16 protein-coding genes are annotated in these 13,591 nt (G+C 73.7%); 3 read left to right on the top strand and 13 right to left on the bottom strand.

All coding sequences use genetic code 11. From position 1 onward, the window contains the following. Nucleotides 1-18: 18 nt before the first annotated feature. The 6 genes from AMETH_RS13990 to AMETH_RS41455 all read right to left on the bottom strand — a co-directional run bounded on the left by AMETH_RS13990 (nt 19) and on the right by AMETH_RS41455 (nt 3,606). Nucleotides 19-1,062, bottom strand: a complete 1,044-nt coding sequence (locus tag AMETH_RS13990) for an enoyl-CoA hydratase/isomerase family protein (RefSeq protein WP_017987887.1) — start codon at nt 1,060-1,062, stop codon at nt 19-21. Next, nucleotides 1,059-1,706 carry a TetR/AcrR family transcriptional regulator gene (locus AMETH_RS13985; protein WP_017987886.1) on the bottom strand — a complete coding sequence of 216 codons (648 nt, stop codon included), beginning with the start codon at nt 1,704-1,706 and terminating at the stop codon, nt 1,059-1,061. The genes AMETH_RS13990 and AMETH_RS13985 overlap by 4 nt, the downstream gene beginning before the upstream one ends. Next, on the bottom strand, nt 1,703-2,545 hold the full coding sequence (locus tag AMETH_RS13980; protein WP_017987885.1) for a 3-hydroxyacyl-CoA dehydrogenase: 843 nt from the start codon (nt 2,543-2,545) through the stop codon (nt 1,703-1,705). The genes AMETH_RS13985 and AMETH_RS13980 overlap by 4 nt, the downstream gene beginning before the upstream one ends. A 104-nt stretch (nt 2,546-2,649) precedes the next feature. Further along, on the bottom strand, nt 2,650-3,168 hold the full coding sequence (locus AMETH_RS13975) for an NUDIX domain-containing protein (RefSeq protein WP_017982112.1): 519 nt from the start codon (nt 3,166-3,168) through the stop codon (nt 2,650-2,652). Nucleotides 3,169-3,199: 31 nt separating this feature from the next. Next, the gene (locus AMETH_RS13970) at nt 3,200-3,409 is read right to left on the bottom strand and encodes a hypothetical protein (protein WP_017982111.1); all 210 of its coding nucleotides are present in this window, start codon (nt 3,407-3,409) and stop codon (nt 3,200-3,202) included. 74 nt (nt 3,410-3,483) lie between these two features. Beyond that, entirely contained in the window at nt 3,484-3,606 is a 123-nt protein-coding gene (locus AMETH_RS41455; RefSeq protein WP_017982110.1) for a hypothetical protein, read from the bottom strand. 182 nt (nt 3,607-3,788) lie between these two features. Here AMETH_RS41455 and AMETH_RS13965 point away from each other — a divergent pair, with 182 nt between their 5' ends. Further along, on the top strand, nt 3,789-5,252 hold the full coding sequence (locus AMETH_RS13965; RefSeq protein ID WP_017982109.1) for an aminotransferase class I/II-fold pyridoxal phosphate-dependent enzyme: 1,464 nt from the start codon (nt 3,789-3,791) through the stop codon (nt 5,250-5,252). 188 nt (nt 5,253-5,440) lie between these two features. Here the strand turns inward: AMETH_RS13965 and AMETH_RS13960 are convergent, their stop codons facing one another. From AMETH_RS13960 to AMETH_RS13930, 7 genes are all read right to left on the bottom strand, one after another. Further along, nucleotides 5,441-5,668, bottom strand: a complete 228-nt coding sequence (locus tag AMETH_RS13960; protein ID WP_156131661.1) for a hypothetical protein — start codon at nt 5,666-5,668, stop codon at nt 5,441-5,443. A 222-nt stretch (nt 5,669-5,890) separates the two neighbouring features. Then, nucleotides 5,891-6,490, bottom strand: a complete 600-nt coding sequence (locus tag AMETH_RS13955; protein ID WP_017982107.1) for an energy-coupling factor transporter transmembrane component T family protein — start codon at nt 6,488-6,490, stop codon at nt 5,891-5,893. Further along, the gene (locus AMETH_RS13950; RefSeq protein WP_017982106.1) at nt 6,487-7,161 is read right to left on the bottom strand and encodes an energy-coupling factor ABC transporter ATP-binding protein; all 675 of its coding nucleotides are present in this window, start codon (nt 7,159-7,161) and stop codon (nt 6,487-6,489) included. Before AMETH_RS13950 ends, AMETH_RS13955 begins: the two co-directional genes overlap by 4 nt. Then, the gene (locus AMETH_RS13945; RefSeq protein ID WP_017982105.1) at nt 7,158-8,264 is read right to left on the bottom strand and encodes a thiolase family protein; all 1,107 of its coding nucleotides are present in this window, start codon (nt 8,262-8,264) and stop codon (nt 7,158-7,160) included. The genes AMETH_RS13950 and AMETH_RS13945 overlap by 4 nt, the downstream gene beginning before the upstream one ends. An 82-nt stretch (nt 8,265-8,346) precedes the next feature. Beyond that, nucleotides 8,347-9,576: a class I adenylate-forming enzyme family protein gene (locus AMETH_RS13940; RefSeq protein ID WP_017982103.1), complete on the bottom strand. Its 1,230-nt coding sequence runs from the start codon at nt 9,574-9,576 to the stop codon at nt 8,347-8,349. Further along, the gene (locus tag AMETH_RS13935; RefSeq protein WP_017982102.1) at nt 9,576-10,145 is read right to left on the bottom strand and encodes a biotin transporter BioY; all 570 of its coding nucleotides are present in this window, start codon (nt 10,143-10,145) and stop codon (nt 9,576-9,578) included. Before AMETH_RS13935 ends, AMETH_RS13940 begins: the two co-directional genes overlap by 1 nt. Before the next feature lie 51 nt (nt 10,146-10,196). Beyond that, nucleotides 10,197-11,348, bottom strand: coding sequence for an AI-2E family transporter (locus AMETH_RS13930; RefSeq protein ID WP_017982101.1), 1,152 nt, complete (start codon nt 11,346-11,348; stop codon nt 10,197-10,199). A gap of 104 nt (nt 11,349-11,452) precedes the next feature. On the opposite strand from AMETH_RS13930, the gene AMETH_RS13925 reads away from it, so the two are divergent. Continuing rightward, a complete protein-coding gene (locus AMETH_RS13925; protein WP_017982100.1) occupies nt 11,453-12,076 on the top strand; it encodes a GntR family transcriptional regulator in 624 nt (207 codons plus the stop codon). A gap of 484 nt (nt 12,077-12,560) precedes the next feature. Then, nucleotides 12,561-13,565: a 1-aminocyclopropane-1-carboxylate deaminase gene (locus tag AMETH_RS13920; RefSeq protein WP_017982099.1), complete on the top strand. Its 1,005-nt coding sequence runs from the start codon at nt 12,561-12,563 to the stop codon at nt 13,563-13,565. Nucleotides 13,566-13,591: the final 26 nt, after the last annotated feature.

Genomic DNA, 13,591 nt, shown 5'->3' with positions numbered 1-13,591 from the left:
CGCTAGACCGCAAAGCGGTCAGAAACCGTCCTCGATGGCGTCGACCAGGCCCCAGTCCAGCGCTGTCACCGCGCTCAGGGGCCGCCCCGACAGCGCCGGCCACAGCGTGCGCCACCGGCCGATCCGGCGCGGCACGCTCACCGTGCCGCCCGCGCCGGGGATCAGGCCCATCGCGGCCTCCGGCAGCCGGAACACCGTGTTCGCGTGCGCCACCACACGGCCCGCGAACGCCGCCAGCTCGATGCCCGCGCCGACGCACGCCCCGTGCACGCGCACCTCCGCGCGCCCGGCGATCGCGTGCAGCGCCCGCGCGGCACCGGCCCTGGTTCGCACGAAGTGCGCGGTGACCAGGTCCGGGGTGGTGCCGAACTCGTCGAGGTCGCCGCCCGAGCAGAACGCCGGACCGGCCCCGTCGAGCACCACCCGGCAGTCCTCCGCCGCGGCGGCCCGCAGGGCGTCGGCGAGCGCGTCCCGCACCTCCCGGCCGTAGGCGTTGCGACGGCCGGGCCGGTTGAGCGTCACGCGCAGCACGTCGCCGTCGCGGGCCAGGAGCACCGGCGGTTCGGTCGCGGGCGGGGGCAGCGGCCGGTTCCCGCGTCCGCTCAGCCAGCGCGCGAACTCCGGCCCGCCGAGCAGCGTCGAGTAGGCAAACGACTCGACGTCCAGGGCCGCGGCGACGTCCAGACGGCCGCTCGCCCGCAGCACCTGGCGCAGCACCAGCGCGGCCTGCGGGTTCGCCTCGGCCGCCTGCCGCAGCACCTCGGCGTCGCCCGCCGGGTCGTCGCTCGCCACGAACTGGGGGCCGCTGCCGCAGCCGGCGGCCGCGAACGTCAGGTCGAGGGCGTCGGCCAGTGCCCAGCGCTCGTCGTCGACCGCACGGCAGGCGACGCCGACCAGGATCCGTTCGGACGACCGGGCCGCCCGCGCGGCGGCGTCGACGACGTCGGCGGGCACAGGCTCGTCGAGGTCGACCACGACCAGCGGCCGCCGCGCCTGACCGGCGTCGTCCAGGAGCGGGTCGTGCGCGGCGCCGTCGGCGAGCGCGGCGATCCCCACGGTCATGCGGAGCGGGCCCGCCGACGTGCCCGGGCCGCGGGCCGCTTGCGCACGCCGACGGTCATCAGCGCGATGTCGACGTAGCGCTCGGCCAGCTCGTCCGGCGACAGCGGGCCGCCGTCCGGGTGGTACCAGCGGCCGATCGACTGGAGCATGCCCAGCAGCGCCCGCGCGGTCTCCGCGGGCCGTTTCGCGACGAACAGTCCTTCGGCCACCCCGTCGGAGACGATCCGCGTGACGAGGACCTCGATCTCCTTGCGCCGCGCGGCGTACCGCTTGCGGTTGGCCGGGGACAGGTGCCGCAGCTCGAAGTCCAGCGCGGCGAGCCGGGTGCGGTGCGCCATGTGCAGCACGATCGCCTCGACCGCGTTGACCAGCCGCAGGTCCGGCCGGTCGCCTGCTTCCTCGACGGCCTGCCGCACCCGCCAGTCGAGGTCGCTCGTGGCCTCCTCGACGAGCGCGGTGAACACGCCCTCCTTGTTCTCGTGGTGGTAATACAGCGCCGGCACCGTCTGGCCGACCCGCCGCGCGATGTCCCGCACGGGGGTGCCGTGGAAGCCCTGCTCGTAGAAGGCTTCCAGCGCGGCAGCCAGGATCGGGGTCAGCTCGAGCGGTCCGTACTCCCGCCACGCGCCCGCGGGTCGCGTCATGTCCAGCCCATCGAAGAGGTCACCGGAAAACGATAACGGGGCGCGGCGGCGGGCCGGGGCGCCGCCGCCGCATGCCGGGTCAGCGCGGCCATCCGGATGGCGCCGTCGAGCCGGATGGTCTCGCCGTTGAGCATCGGGTTCTCCACGATGTGCCGGGCCAGCGCCGCGAACTCGGCGGGGTCACCCAGCCGCGAGGGGTGCGGCACCTGCGCGCCGAGGGAGGCGATCGCCTCCTCCGGCAGGGTCGCGAACAGCGGCGTGTGGAACAACCCCGGCGCGATCGTCACCACCCGGATCTGCAGGCTCGCCAGATCCCGCGCGATCGGCAACGTCATCCCAACGATCCCGCCCTTGGACGCCGAATACGCCGCCTGCCCGATCTGCCCGTCGAACGCGGCCACGGACGCGGTGTTGACGATGACGCCGCGTTCCTCGCCTGCCGGCTCGGTCTTGGCGATCCGCTCCGCGGCCAGCCGGATCACGTTGAACGTGCCCACCAGGTTGACGTTGATGACCTTGACGAACCCGTCCAGCGGGAAGGGACCCCGCTTGCCCACGGTCTTGTGCGCGTTGCCGATGCCCGCGCAGTTCACCGCGATCCGCAACGTGCCCAGCGCCTCCGCCGCGTCCAGCGCCGCGGACACCTGCGCCTCGTCGGTCACGTCGGCCGCGGCGAACACCACCCCGTCGCCCAGCTCCTTGGCCACCGCCTCACCCTGCGACGAGGGCAGATCCACGATGACGACCTTCGCGCCCTTGCCGTGCAGCTCCTTGACCGTCGCCAGCCCGAGCCCCGACGCGCCACCAGTCACCAGCGCGACCGCGTTGCCGACCTCCATGTCACAACACCCCTTCCGTTCGCACGTTCCGGCCGCGCCGGAACCTTGCTTAGCGCACGTTAAGGGAGATCGACCGCGCGGGGAAGGCCCGCGGGGCGGATGTCTCAGCCGCGGGACTCCACGGCGAGCGCGATCAGGTCCGGCATCCAGTCCGCGCTCGCGCCGGGCAACGCCTGCGCCTCGGCCACCGCGGCGAGGCGGACCTCCACCACCTGCTCGCCGTCGTCCGGATTGCCCGGTTCGCCGACGATCTCCACCTCGGCCGCGCACCACAGCCACGCCTTCTCCGGGTGCGGCTGGTGCGGACGGTAAGGCTCGGGCCGGTCGCTGACGCAGTGGTGCGCGCCGATCCACCGCAGCTCGCCGGCCAGCCGGGCGCCGGCCTCCTCGGCCGGTTCGCGGGCGACGCACTCGCCGATGCTCTCCCCCGCCTCCCGCGTGCCGCCCGGCAGGAACCAGCCGTACCGCTCGTCCCGGCACACGACGATCCGGTCGCCGACGAAACCGGCGACGTGGACGTTGGTGACCAGCTCGTCGGCAGGCGCCGCGGTGGAGAACACGGCGTCGAGACCGCCCCACGCCCAGCGTTGCGGCGCGAACAGCAGCGGACGGTCGATCTTCACAGACCGGATCGTACCGGCCGTCCGCGGTCGGTCAGGCCAGGTTCTGCCCGGCCCACTGGCTGCGGATGCGCCGCCAGGCCAGCGCGTAGGGCTCGGCCGGATCACCCGGCCGGACGATGCCGTTCGCGACGTCGGAGCGGGAGCGCGCGAGCTCCTGCTCGGCGAGCGAACGCGGTACGTGGAGAACTTCGACGATCTGCCAGAAGAGCTCGCCCGGCCCGGCTTCGGTCCCGTCCGCCATGCTCGCAGAATGGCGGCTCCCGCCTGCCTTCGCCACCGCAACGCCGGATTCCACGCGATCGGAGCCCGGCCGGGTCACGAAACGGCCTCCTCCACGACCCCCTCGGCGGCCGGCGTCACCTCGTCGGCCTGCAGTTCGGACCAGTCGAGTCCGATCGCGGCGACCACGTCGTCGAAAATGGGTGTCCGGTCGCTCATCGCGCGCCCGGAACAGGCTTGGCACACATACGTTCCCCTCCAGCGTCGTGCACAGCCACGGCGAGGTCGGAAATTAACACGCGGCCAGCAGGGGCCGCCACGCGGAATCCCATGAACGGGGGACACCTTTCCGGGGATGGGGACGAAGTTTGCCGTTGGCCCGCAGAGGGAATCCCGGCCGCGTGGACCATGCGCAGGCGCCGGTGATCGAAGCCATCCAGCGGTACCGCGAACGCGGTCACCTGGGGTTCATCCCGCCCGGGCACAAACAGGGGCGCGGCATCGACCCACGCCTGGCCGAGGTCGTGGGCCGGGACGTGTTCGCCTCGGACATCATCCTCATGAACGGCCTCGACGACCGCCGCATGTCCCAGGGCGTGCTGGCCAGGGCAGAGGAGCTGATGGCCGACGCGGTCGACGCCGCGGAGGCGTACTTCTCCACCTGCGGCAGCTCCCTGTCGGTGAAGAGCGCGATGCTCGCCGTCGCCGGACCGGGCGACGCCTTGCTGGTGTCCCGCAACGCGCACAAGTCCGTGGTGGCCGGGCTGATCATCAGCGGCGTGCGCCCGGTGTGGGTGCACCCGCGGTGGGACGGACGGTTCCACCTCGCGCACCCGCCGGGGCTGGAGGACGTCCGGGACGCCTTCGCCACGCACCCCGATGCCAAGGGGATGCTGCTGGTCACGCCGACCGACTACGGCGGGTGCGCCGCGATCCGGGAGACCGCGCGGGTGTGCCACGACCACGACGTGCCGCTCATCGTGGACGAGGCGTGGGGCGCGCACTTCCCGTTCCACCCGGACCTGCCGTCATGGGCGATGGACGCCGACGCCGACATGTGCGTCACCAGCGTGCACAAGATGGGCTGCGGCCTGGAGCAGGGCTCGGTGTTCCACCTGCAGGGCGACCGGATCGAGCCGCAGGCGCTGGCATCGCGGGCGGACCTGCTCGGCACGACGAGCCCGAGCGCGTTGATCTTCGCCGGGCTCGACGGCTGGCGGCGGCAGATGGTGCAGCACGGCGAGGAGCTGCTGGGGCGCACCCTCGAACTGGCCGCGTCGGTGCGCGCGGAACTGGCCGCGATCCCCGGGATCCGCGTGCTGGCGCGGGACGACCTGGTCGGACCGCGGCTGGCCGACGACCACGATCCGCTCAAGATCGTGCTGGACCTCGCGGAGCTGGACCGGTCCGGCTACGACGCGAGCGAATGGCTGCGCGAGCACCACCGGCTCGACATGGGACTGTCCGACCACCGGCGGATGGCCGCGCAGATCACGATCGCCGACGACGAGGAGACCACCGGGCGGCTGCTCACCGCGATCCGCGACCTGGCGGAGCGCGCCGGCGAAATCCGTCCCGCCAAACCGGTCGACCTGCCCGAGCCTGGCGAACTGGAGCTGGAGCAGGCGATGCTGCCGCGCGACGCGTTCTTCGGCCCCACCGAGGACGTGCCGCCGGAGGAGGCGATCGGGCGCGTGTGCGCGGAGGTGATCAGCCCGTACCCGCCGGGGGTTCCCGCGGTGGCGCCGGGCGAGGTGATCACCCGGCCCGTGGTGGACTACCTGCTGAGCGGCCTCGACGCCGGCATGTACCTGCCCGATCCGGGCGACCCGCAGCTGAAGACGTTCCGCGTCGTGCAACGCTGAGGCGCTCAACAGAAACCGGCGTCGTGCGCCATGAGCGCGATCTGCGTCCGGTTGCCCGCGTCCAACTTGGACAGCACCCGGGTGATGTGACGTCAAGAAGCCGACGAGGTCGGTGAACAGGATCGTGATGCCGGCGGTCTCGGTGGCGCGCCGGGAGTCGGTGAACGCCTGCCACACCTGGACCGCGGTCAGGCCCAGCTCGCGGAGCACGCTCGGCTCCGGGGTGCCAGCCAGGGCGCGGGCCAGCCGGTGCGACGGCAGACGGCCCGCGGCGACAGCGGGGCGCCCATCTCGCTGTCGCCGGGAACGAGCCGAGGGACGAACCGCGCGGTGCGGAGCAGGCTCTCCCACCGGTCGACCTCGCGCAACGCCTGGCCGAGCCTGCTGCGGCGGCCGCTGGGGGCCTCGTCGGTCACCGCGCCAGGATAGTGGCCCGCGATCACCCCCACGACGCGTGAGCGATCACGCCCACCGCCTGCCACGGCGACCACCGGCGACCCCACCGCTCACCAAGCGACCACGGCAGCGCCCCCCGACCAACCCCCACGACGCATCACCGACCACCCCCACCGCCCGCCACGGCAGCCACCGCCGGCCTCACCGCTCACCAAGCGACCCGCGATCACTCCCGCGACGCGTCAGCGATCACCCTCACCGCGCGCGGCGAGGGCCTCCCCCAGCTCGTCGGCATGCCGCAACGTCCGGACCAGGAACGGGACGGTCAATGCGACCACCGACCGGTCCGCGCCACGCGCCTTGGCCGCCTCCCGGACCTCGCCCGCGATCCCGGTCAGCGTCGCCACGGCCTGCAGCGTCAACCCGACCAGCAACCCGAGCCGCTCCGGCCGCACCCCGAACCGCCGCAACGGGCCCAGCCCGCGCTCGATCGCGGCCACCAGGTCGTCGACGCGGGTCGTGACCGTCACCAGGTTCGCGGCGGCGAGCGCGGCGACGATCCGCAGGCACACCACGACCGCGGGCTCCAGCCCGAGCAGCCACCACTGCAACGCGAACACCACCGCGACGAGCAGCCCCAGCGACCGCAACAGCCCCCAGCACCGCCGCCAGGACACCCGCGCGACCGCGTAACCGGCCACCGCGGCGGCGCACAGCACCCCGAGCCACACCGGCGACCGCAACACGAAGATCACCACGGCGAGCGCCAGCAGCACCAGGAACTTCACCCCTGCCGGGGTGCGGTGCAGGACGCTCGTGCCCGGCTCGTACCAGGCGTTCACGCGACCAGCTTCCGGTACCGCGCCAGCGCCGGCCCGGGCGCGTCGTCCGCCACCACCCGGCCCGCGTCCAGCACCACGACCCGGTCGAAGCCGCCGAGCAGCTCCAGGTCGTGCGTCACCAGGACCACCTGCTGCGGCAGCCCGTCCAGCGTCTCGGCGAACCGCCGCTTGTTGCGCAGGTCCAGCAGCGTCGTCGGCTCGTCGCAGACCAGGATGTCCGGCTCGAGCACCAGCATCGCGCACAGCGCCAGCAACTGCTTCTGCCCGCCGGACAACTGGTGCGCCGGGTGGTCCGCGTAGTCGCCGAGACCGTAGCGCGCCAGGACCTCCGCGGCCCGCCCGGCGCGCTCCGCTTTGGACAGCCCGCTCCGGCGCAGTGAAAACGCGACGTCCTCACCGGCGGTGGGCATCACGATCTGGCTGTCCGGGTTGGTGAACAGGAACCCGACCCGTTGGCGCACCGCCCGGCCCTCGCGCACCGGGTCCAGGCCGTCGACCAGGACGCGGCCTTCCGTGGGCGCCACCAGCCCGTTGATCATGCGCGCCAGCGTGGACTTCCCGGAACCGTTGGCGCCCACGAACGCCACCCGCCGCTCCGGGATGCGCAAGTCCACATCGGACAGCACGACCCGCGAGCCGTACGCGTGCCCGACGCCCTCGAACTCGATCATCCCGTCTCCCACCAGGTCGCCACACCCACCCCGCCGCCTGCGGACAGCGCGGCCAGCCCGCACGACCCGGCCCGCCGCCGCACCAGTGTGCCGAACAGCCGCACGACCAGCACGGCGCCCGACGCTCCCCACGGGTGCCCCAGCGCGATCGCCCCGCCGTCCGGGCTCACGACCTCCTCGTCGATCCCGGCCGCGTCCAGGCACGCCAGCGCCTGCCCGGCGAACGCCTCGTTGAACTCGACCACGTCCGGCCGCCGGTCCAGCACGCGCCGCATGGCGGGCACCGCGCCCAGCCCGAGCCGGTTCGGGTCCACCGCCGAGGTCGCCGACGCGGCCAGCCGCAGCCCCGGCACCCCGAGCCGCCGCTGCACCCGCTCGCTCACGATCAGCACCGCCGCCGCGCCGTCGTTGATCCCGCACGAGTTCGCTGCCGTCGCGGTGCCGTCCGGGGTGAACGCGGGCCGGAACCGCGCCAGCCGCGCCTCGGTGAAGCCGTCGCGCGGCCGCTCGTCCCGCACCACCCCGGCCACGGGCACGATCTCGGCGTCGAACCGGCCCGCCCGCTGCGCCGCGACCGCGCGGGCGTGGCTGCGTGCGGCGAAGGCGTCCTGCCGCTGCCGCGAGATCCCGGCCTCCGCGGCGACCAGGTCGGCCGCCGGACCCATGTCCGGGTCGCCGATCTCCGCCGGCGCGAACGGCGCCCTGGTGTAGAACTCGCCCGGTTCGCTGCTCCCGTCCACCCGCCAGGCGCGGAACGGCGCGGTCGAGGCGCTCTCCACCCCGCCCGCGAGGAACACCTCGCCCTCACCGGCGCGGATCATCGCCGCCGCCAGCGTGATGGCGGCCAGCCCGCTCGCGCACTGCCGGTCGACGGTCACCCCGGGCACCGCGAGACCCGCCCGCAACGCGGCGACCCGCGCGGGGTTCCCGCCCGGCCCGAACACATTCCCCAGCACCACGTCATCCACTGTGGACAGACCGGCGTCGTCCAGGGCGGCCCGCAGCACAGGCGCGGCCAGCTCGTCGACCGGCACCCCGCGCAGGGCGCCGAACGCGTTGCCGATGGCGGTCCGCCGCGCGGCGATCACAACGGGCGTGGTCATGGCAGCGGCTCCACGTCCAGCGTCCCGAGCTGCGCGGCGACACGGGCCGGCTCGTCAAGCGCGGTGATCACGGCCGCCATGGTCACCGCAACGGCTCCACGGGCAGCGTCCCGTCCGCGAGCCCCGCGGTGACGAGCGCCCGCGCCGGCTTCCCGGACGCCGTGCGGGGCAGCGATTCGACCGCCAGCCAGCGCCGTGGGCGGTTGGCGGGCGACAGCCGGTCCCGGGCGACCGCCCGCAGCTCACCCGGCCGGGGCGAACCTTCCACCACCGCGGTCACCAGCTCGCCCAGGCGGGGGTGCGGGGTGCCGGTGACCAGCACGTCCACCACCCCGGGCACGGTCCGCAGTACGGCCTCGACCTCCTCGGCAGGCACCAGCCGCCCGCCGCTGGAGAGCACGGCACCCGCCCGGCCCCGCACGACCAGCGCGCCGGAGGCGTCGAACTCGACGAGGTCGCCCACCGTCGTCCAGTCCCCGGCCGCGCGCAGGTCACCGTCGCGGAGCTGCCCGGCGCAGGCCAGCGGCGACCGCACCCACAGCACCCCGTCACGCACGTCCAGCTCCACCCCGGGCACCGGCCTCAGTCCTCCAGCGCCACGCCGGATCGCGATCAGCGAATGCTCCGCCGAGCCGTAGTACTCGATCAGCTCGGCTTCCGGCAGCACTCGCGCGAAGCGGTCACGCAGCTCGTCGCCGACGTGCGCCCCGCCGCACACCACCGTCCGCAACGCGCACCGCCCGCCCCGCCGTTCCAGCACCGCGAGCAGCGCGGACAGCATCGCCGGCACCAGGTGCACGGTGGCGGCCTCCGTCCGGGCCGCGGCCTCGGCGTCCCAGCGCGGCAGGGTGACCACGGGACGGGCGCACCACCGCGCGTGCAGCGCGCCGAACAGGAACAACGACGAACTCAGCGGCCCCGGGATCAGAACCGGACCAGGCAGCGGGCCGAGCGCGGCGAAGCTGCGCAGCCACGAGTCGCGCGTGCGCACCAGGACCTTCGGGCTGCCGCTGCTGCCCGAGGTCGTCGGCAAGTAGAAGAACGTCTCCCCGTCACCGGCCCGCTCGACCGGTTCGGCAGGCGGCGGGGCCGCAGCGGTGACCACCAGGTCCGGGCGAGCGTCGGCGAGCACGGCGGCCCGCTCGGCCGGTGTCCAGACCGGCTCGATCACCAGCGACGCGGCACCCAGCAGATCCGTGCCCAGGAACCACGGCAGCACGTCGGGCACGTCGAGCGCGACCCGCGCGCCTTCGCCGATCCCGCGGCCGGCGAGCCACCGGGCCGCGCCGTTCGCCCGGCCGTCCGGGTCCATCACTCGCTCCGCGACGCCGATCCCACGAGCTTGCCGGGCAGCGCGCGGTGCACGACGGCGCCGATCAGGGCGACCGCGACGACCTTGGCCGCGTCGCCGGGCAGGAACACCAGCGACTGCGCGGCGGCAGCGCCCAGGTCACCGGTGTAGATGCCGAGGTAGGTGATGCCGAAGACGTAGTCGGCGACCACGCCGGCGGCGGCGGCGAGCAGCAGCACCGGCACGTTGGGGCGCTTCAGCCGCGCCACGATCAGCCCCACCACCAGCGCCGAGAAGATCCAGCCGATCAGGAACCCGCCGCTGGGCCCGATGAACGGCGCGATCCCGCCGCGTCCGCCGGACAGCAGCGGCAGGCCAATCGCGGTGAGCGCCAGGAACAACACGACCGAGGCCGTGCCGCGGCGCGCCCCCAGCACGCAGCCGGCCAGCAGCGGACCGGCGTTCTGCAGCACGATCGGCACGCCGGAACCACCGACGTAGAGGCCGGGGAAGAGCCCGAGCACGGCGATGAACGCGGCGAAGACGACGGTGCGGGCGAGGTCGCCTGCGGGAAGGACGGGGCGGGACACGCGGGAACGGTAACCCGTGCTCCGCCGCGGAGGGAAAGACGCAGGTCACATTCAGCTGTGATCCATGCGGTGGAACACGATCTCCCGCACGAACAACAGCACCGCGGCGGCCACCGGGATGGCGACCAGCGCGCCGACGATGCCCAGCAGCACCCAGCCCAGCACCACCGCGACGACCGTGACCAGCGCGGGCACGTCGACGAACCGGCCGATGATCTTCGGGGTCAGCAGGTAGTCCTCGACGAACCGGTAGACGACGAAGAACCCGACGGTGGCCAGGCACACCGGCCAGGACACGGTCCGCGCGGCCAGGCTCACGACGACCCCGGCGATGATCGCGCCGATCACCGGGATCAGGTCGAGCACCGCGAGCAGCAGCGCCAGCAGCACCGGGTACGGGATGCCGAAGATCGTGAACCAGATGAACCCCAGCACCCCGGCGATGATCGAGATGACCACGTTGCCCAGCACGTAGGAGCCGCCCTTGGCGAAGATCACGTCGCCGATGAGGATCGCCCGCGGGCGCCGGGTGTGCGGGACGAAGCGGTAGATCGTGGCGTGCAGCCGCGGGAAGTCGGCGAGGAAGTAGATGGTCAGGACCACCACGATCAGGGTGTCGGTGAGCGTGCCCAGCACCGTGCGGCCACTGCCGAGAAGCCCGTTGACCAGGGCGGGGTCGGGGTCGCTGAACGTGCTCTGCAGTCGTCGCTGCAGGTCGAACCGCGCGCTGACCTGGCCGAGCCACGAACTGCGGTCGCCCAGCCGCGCCAGGTACTCCGGCGTCTGGTCGATGAACCGGACGGCCTGGTCGACCAGCGGCGGGATGAGCGCGGCGAAGGACCCTGCGGCCGGCCCCAGCCCGCCGACCACGATCACCGTGACCGCCAGCGGCCGCGGCAGGCCACGCCGGACGAGCCAGGACGCGACCGGTTCCAGGCCGATCGCGGCGAACAGGGCGACGCCGATGAGCACGAGCGTGCCGCTGGCGATGAACAGGAACCAGACGGCGCCCGCGGTGACGGGCCGCCCGGCGGCCGCGGCCATGCCCGTGAAGAACGGCGAGCGTTTGTTCATCGGTTTGCCGGGCGGGCCCAGCGGGCGGTCCTCGCTGCTGATGCGCTCGGCGACGGCTTCGGCGTCGGCGACCGGGCCGCTGATGGCGTCACGGGGCTGGCCGACCAGTTCGTCTGGCCCCCTCCGCATCCGCCGGTGACGCCGCCACGCTGGGCGAGTAACCCGGGAACGGGGTGGTGAAACAGGGCTGGCTTCGACCGTGATTGACATCTAACATGTCAGTTGTGGAACGAGTGCGGCGGACGTTGCTGCGGGAAACCGCGCACCAGGTCATCCGGGATGCGATCGTGCGTGGTGATCTCGCGCCGGGCAGCGTGGTGCGCGACGCCGACCTGGCCGAGGAGCTGGGCCTGTCACGCGCGCCGGTGCGTGACGCGCTGGCCCGGCTGGCCGACGAGGGCCTGATCGAGACCAAGCCGCAGAGCCACACGCGCGTCACGCCGCTGCTGTCGCGGGACGTGCGCGACGCGGCGGCGGTGGTGCGGGCGATGCACGAACTGGCGGCGCGCACCGCGGTTCCGCGGCTGAGCGACGCGGACTGCGACGCGATGGCGGCCGCCAACGACCGCTTCGCCGCCGCGGCCCGCGCCGTGGACGTCGACGGAGCCCTGCGCGCGGACGACGAACTGCACGACGTGCTGGTGCGCGCCTGCGGAAACCGCGCGGTCGCCGCGACGATCGACCGCTACACGCCGCTGATCCGCCGCCTGGAGCGGATCCGGTTCGGCGAGGGGGCCGGGCACCAGTCCGTGGAGCTGCACGAGCGGCTCATCGAGGCCTGCCGCGCCCGCGACGCCGCCACGGCCACCGCGGTGACCACCGAGATCTGGCGGGAGCTGGAGGACCTCACCGACTGACCCGCCGGATCACCCGAGCGCCCCAGGACGCGCCACCGACGCCCGCGAGACCACACCCATCCACGCCCCGGGACGAAGCACATGCCGCGGGCGGGGCCAAGGCCCATCCCCGGCGCAGCGCCACCCGCCGGCCCGGCGCGACTACCAAGTCGACGCCACCCGACGCCCCAACGCCACGCGCCCACCGCCACCGGCACCGGCACCGGCACCGGCAACCCCAGCACCGCCCACCAACCCGACCGCACCGACAACCCAGCACACCGACCAACCCCACAGCACCGCGAACCCAACGCCACCCGCCAACCCGGCACCCGCTGTCACCCGGCCCCTCACCGCACCACCCGCCAACCCGGAAATCAGCCACCGGCGGCCGCGATCCCCTGACCGAACCCGAGCCCCACCCCCACCACGACCCCGGCCGGCCACGCCGCACGAAGCACGCAGCCGTGGCCCTGCCGACCCCAAACCCCTAATTGGAGCCCCCATGTCCCTGGACGACTTCGAGCGGTATCCGCTGCTCTTCGGCCCCTCGCCGGTGCACCGGCTGGACCGGCTGACCGCCCACCTCGGCGGCGCCGCCGTGTGGGCCAAGCGCGAGGACTGCAACTCCGGCATCGCCTTCGGCGGCAACAAGACCCGCAAGCTCGAGTACCTCGTCGCGGACGCGATCGCCCAGGGGTGCGACACCCTGGTGTCCATCGGCGGCGTCCAGTCGAACCACACCCGCCAGGTCGCGGCCGTCGCGGCGCGGGCCGGGCTCAAGTGCGTGCTGGTGCAGGAGAGCTGGGTCGACTGGCCGGACGCCGTCTACGACAAGGTCGGCAACATCCTGATCAGCCGCCTGGCAGGCGCCGAGGTGCGGCTGGTCAAGGCCGGGTTCGGCATCGGGTTCAAGGAGAGCTGGGAGCAGGCCCTCGACGAGATCCGCGAGCGCGGCGGCAAGCCGTACGCGATCCCGGCCGGCGCCTCCGACCACCGGCTCGGCGGGCTCGGCTTCGCCCGGTGGGCCGCCGAGGTCGCCGAGCAGGAGCGCGAGCTGGGCGTCCACTTCGACACCATCATCGTCTGCTCGGTCACCGGCTCCACGCAAGCCGGCATGATCGCCGGGTTCGCCGCGCTGGACGAGGACCGGCCGCGCCGCATCCTGGGCATCGACGGCTCCGCCAAGCCGAAGGTGACCCGCGACCAGATCGCCCGGATCGCGCGGAACACCGCGTCGCTGCTCGGCGTCGAGCCGGAGCTGGACGTCGAGCTGGACGAGCGCTACCACGCCGGCATCTACGGCATCCCCGACGAGCAGACCCTGGACGCGATGAAACTCGCCGCCCGCACCGAGGGCATGGTCACCGACCCCGTGTACGAGGGCAAGTCCATGGCCGGGCTCATCGACCTGGTGTCGCGCAAGGAAATCCCGGCCGGCTCGACCGTGCTGTACGCGCACCTCGGCGGCCAGCCCGCGCTCAACGGCTACAGCGCGCTGTTCAGCTGACGGCGAGGGCGCCCGGCGACGCGGCC

The organism is Amycolatopsis methanolica 239 (assembly GCF_000739085.1).
Lineage (GTDB): Bacteria > Actinomycetota > Actinomycetes > Mycobacteriales > Pseudonocardiaceae > Amycolatopsis_E > Amycolatopsis_E methanolica.
This window is presented reverse-complemented; position numbering and strand designations above follow the sequence as displayed.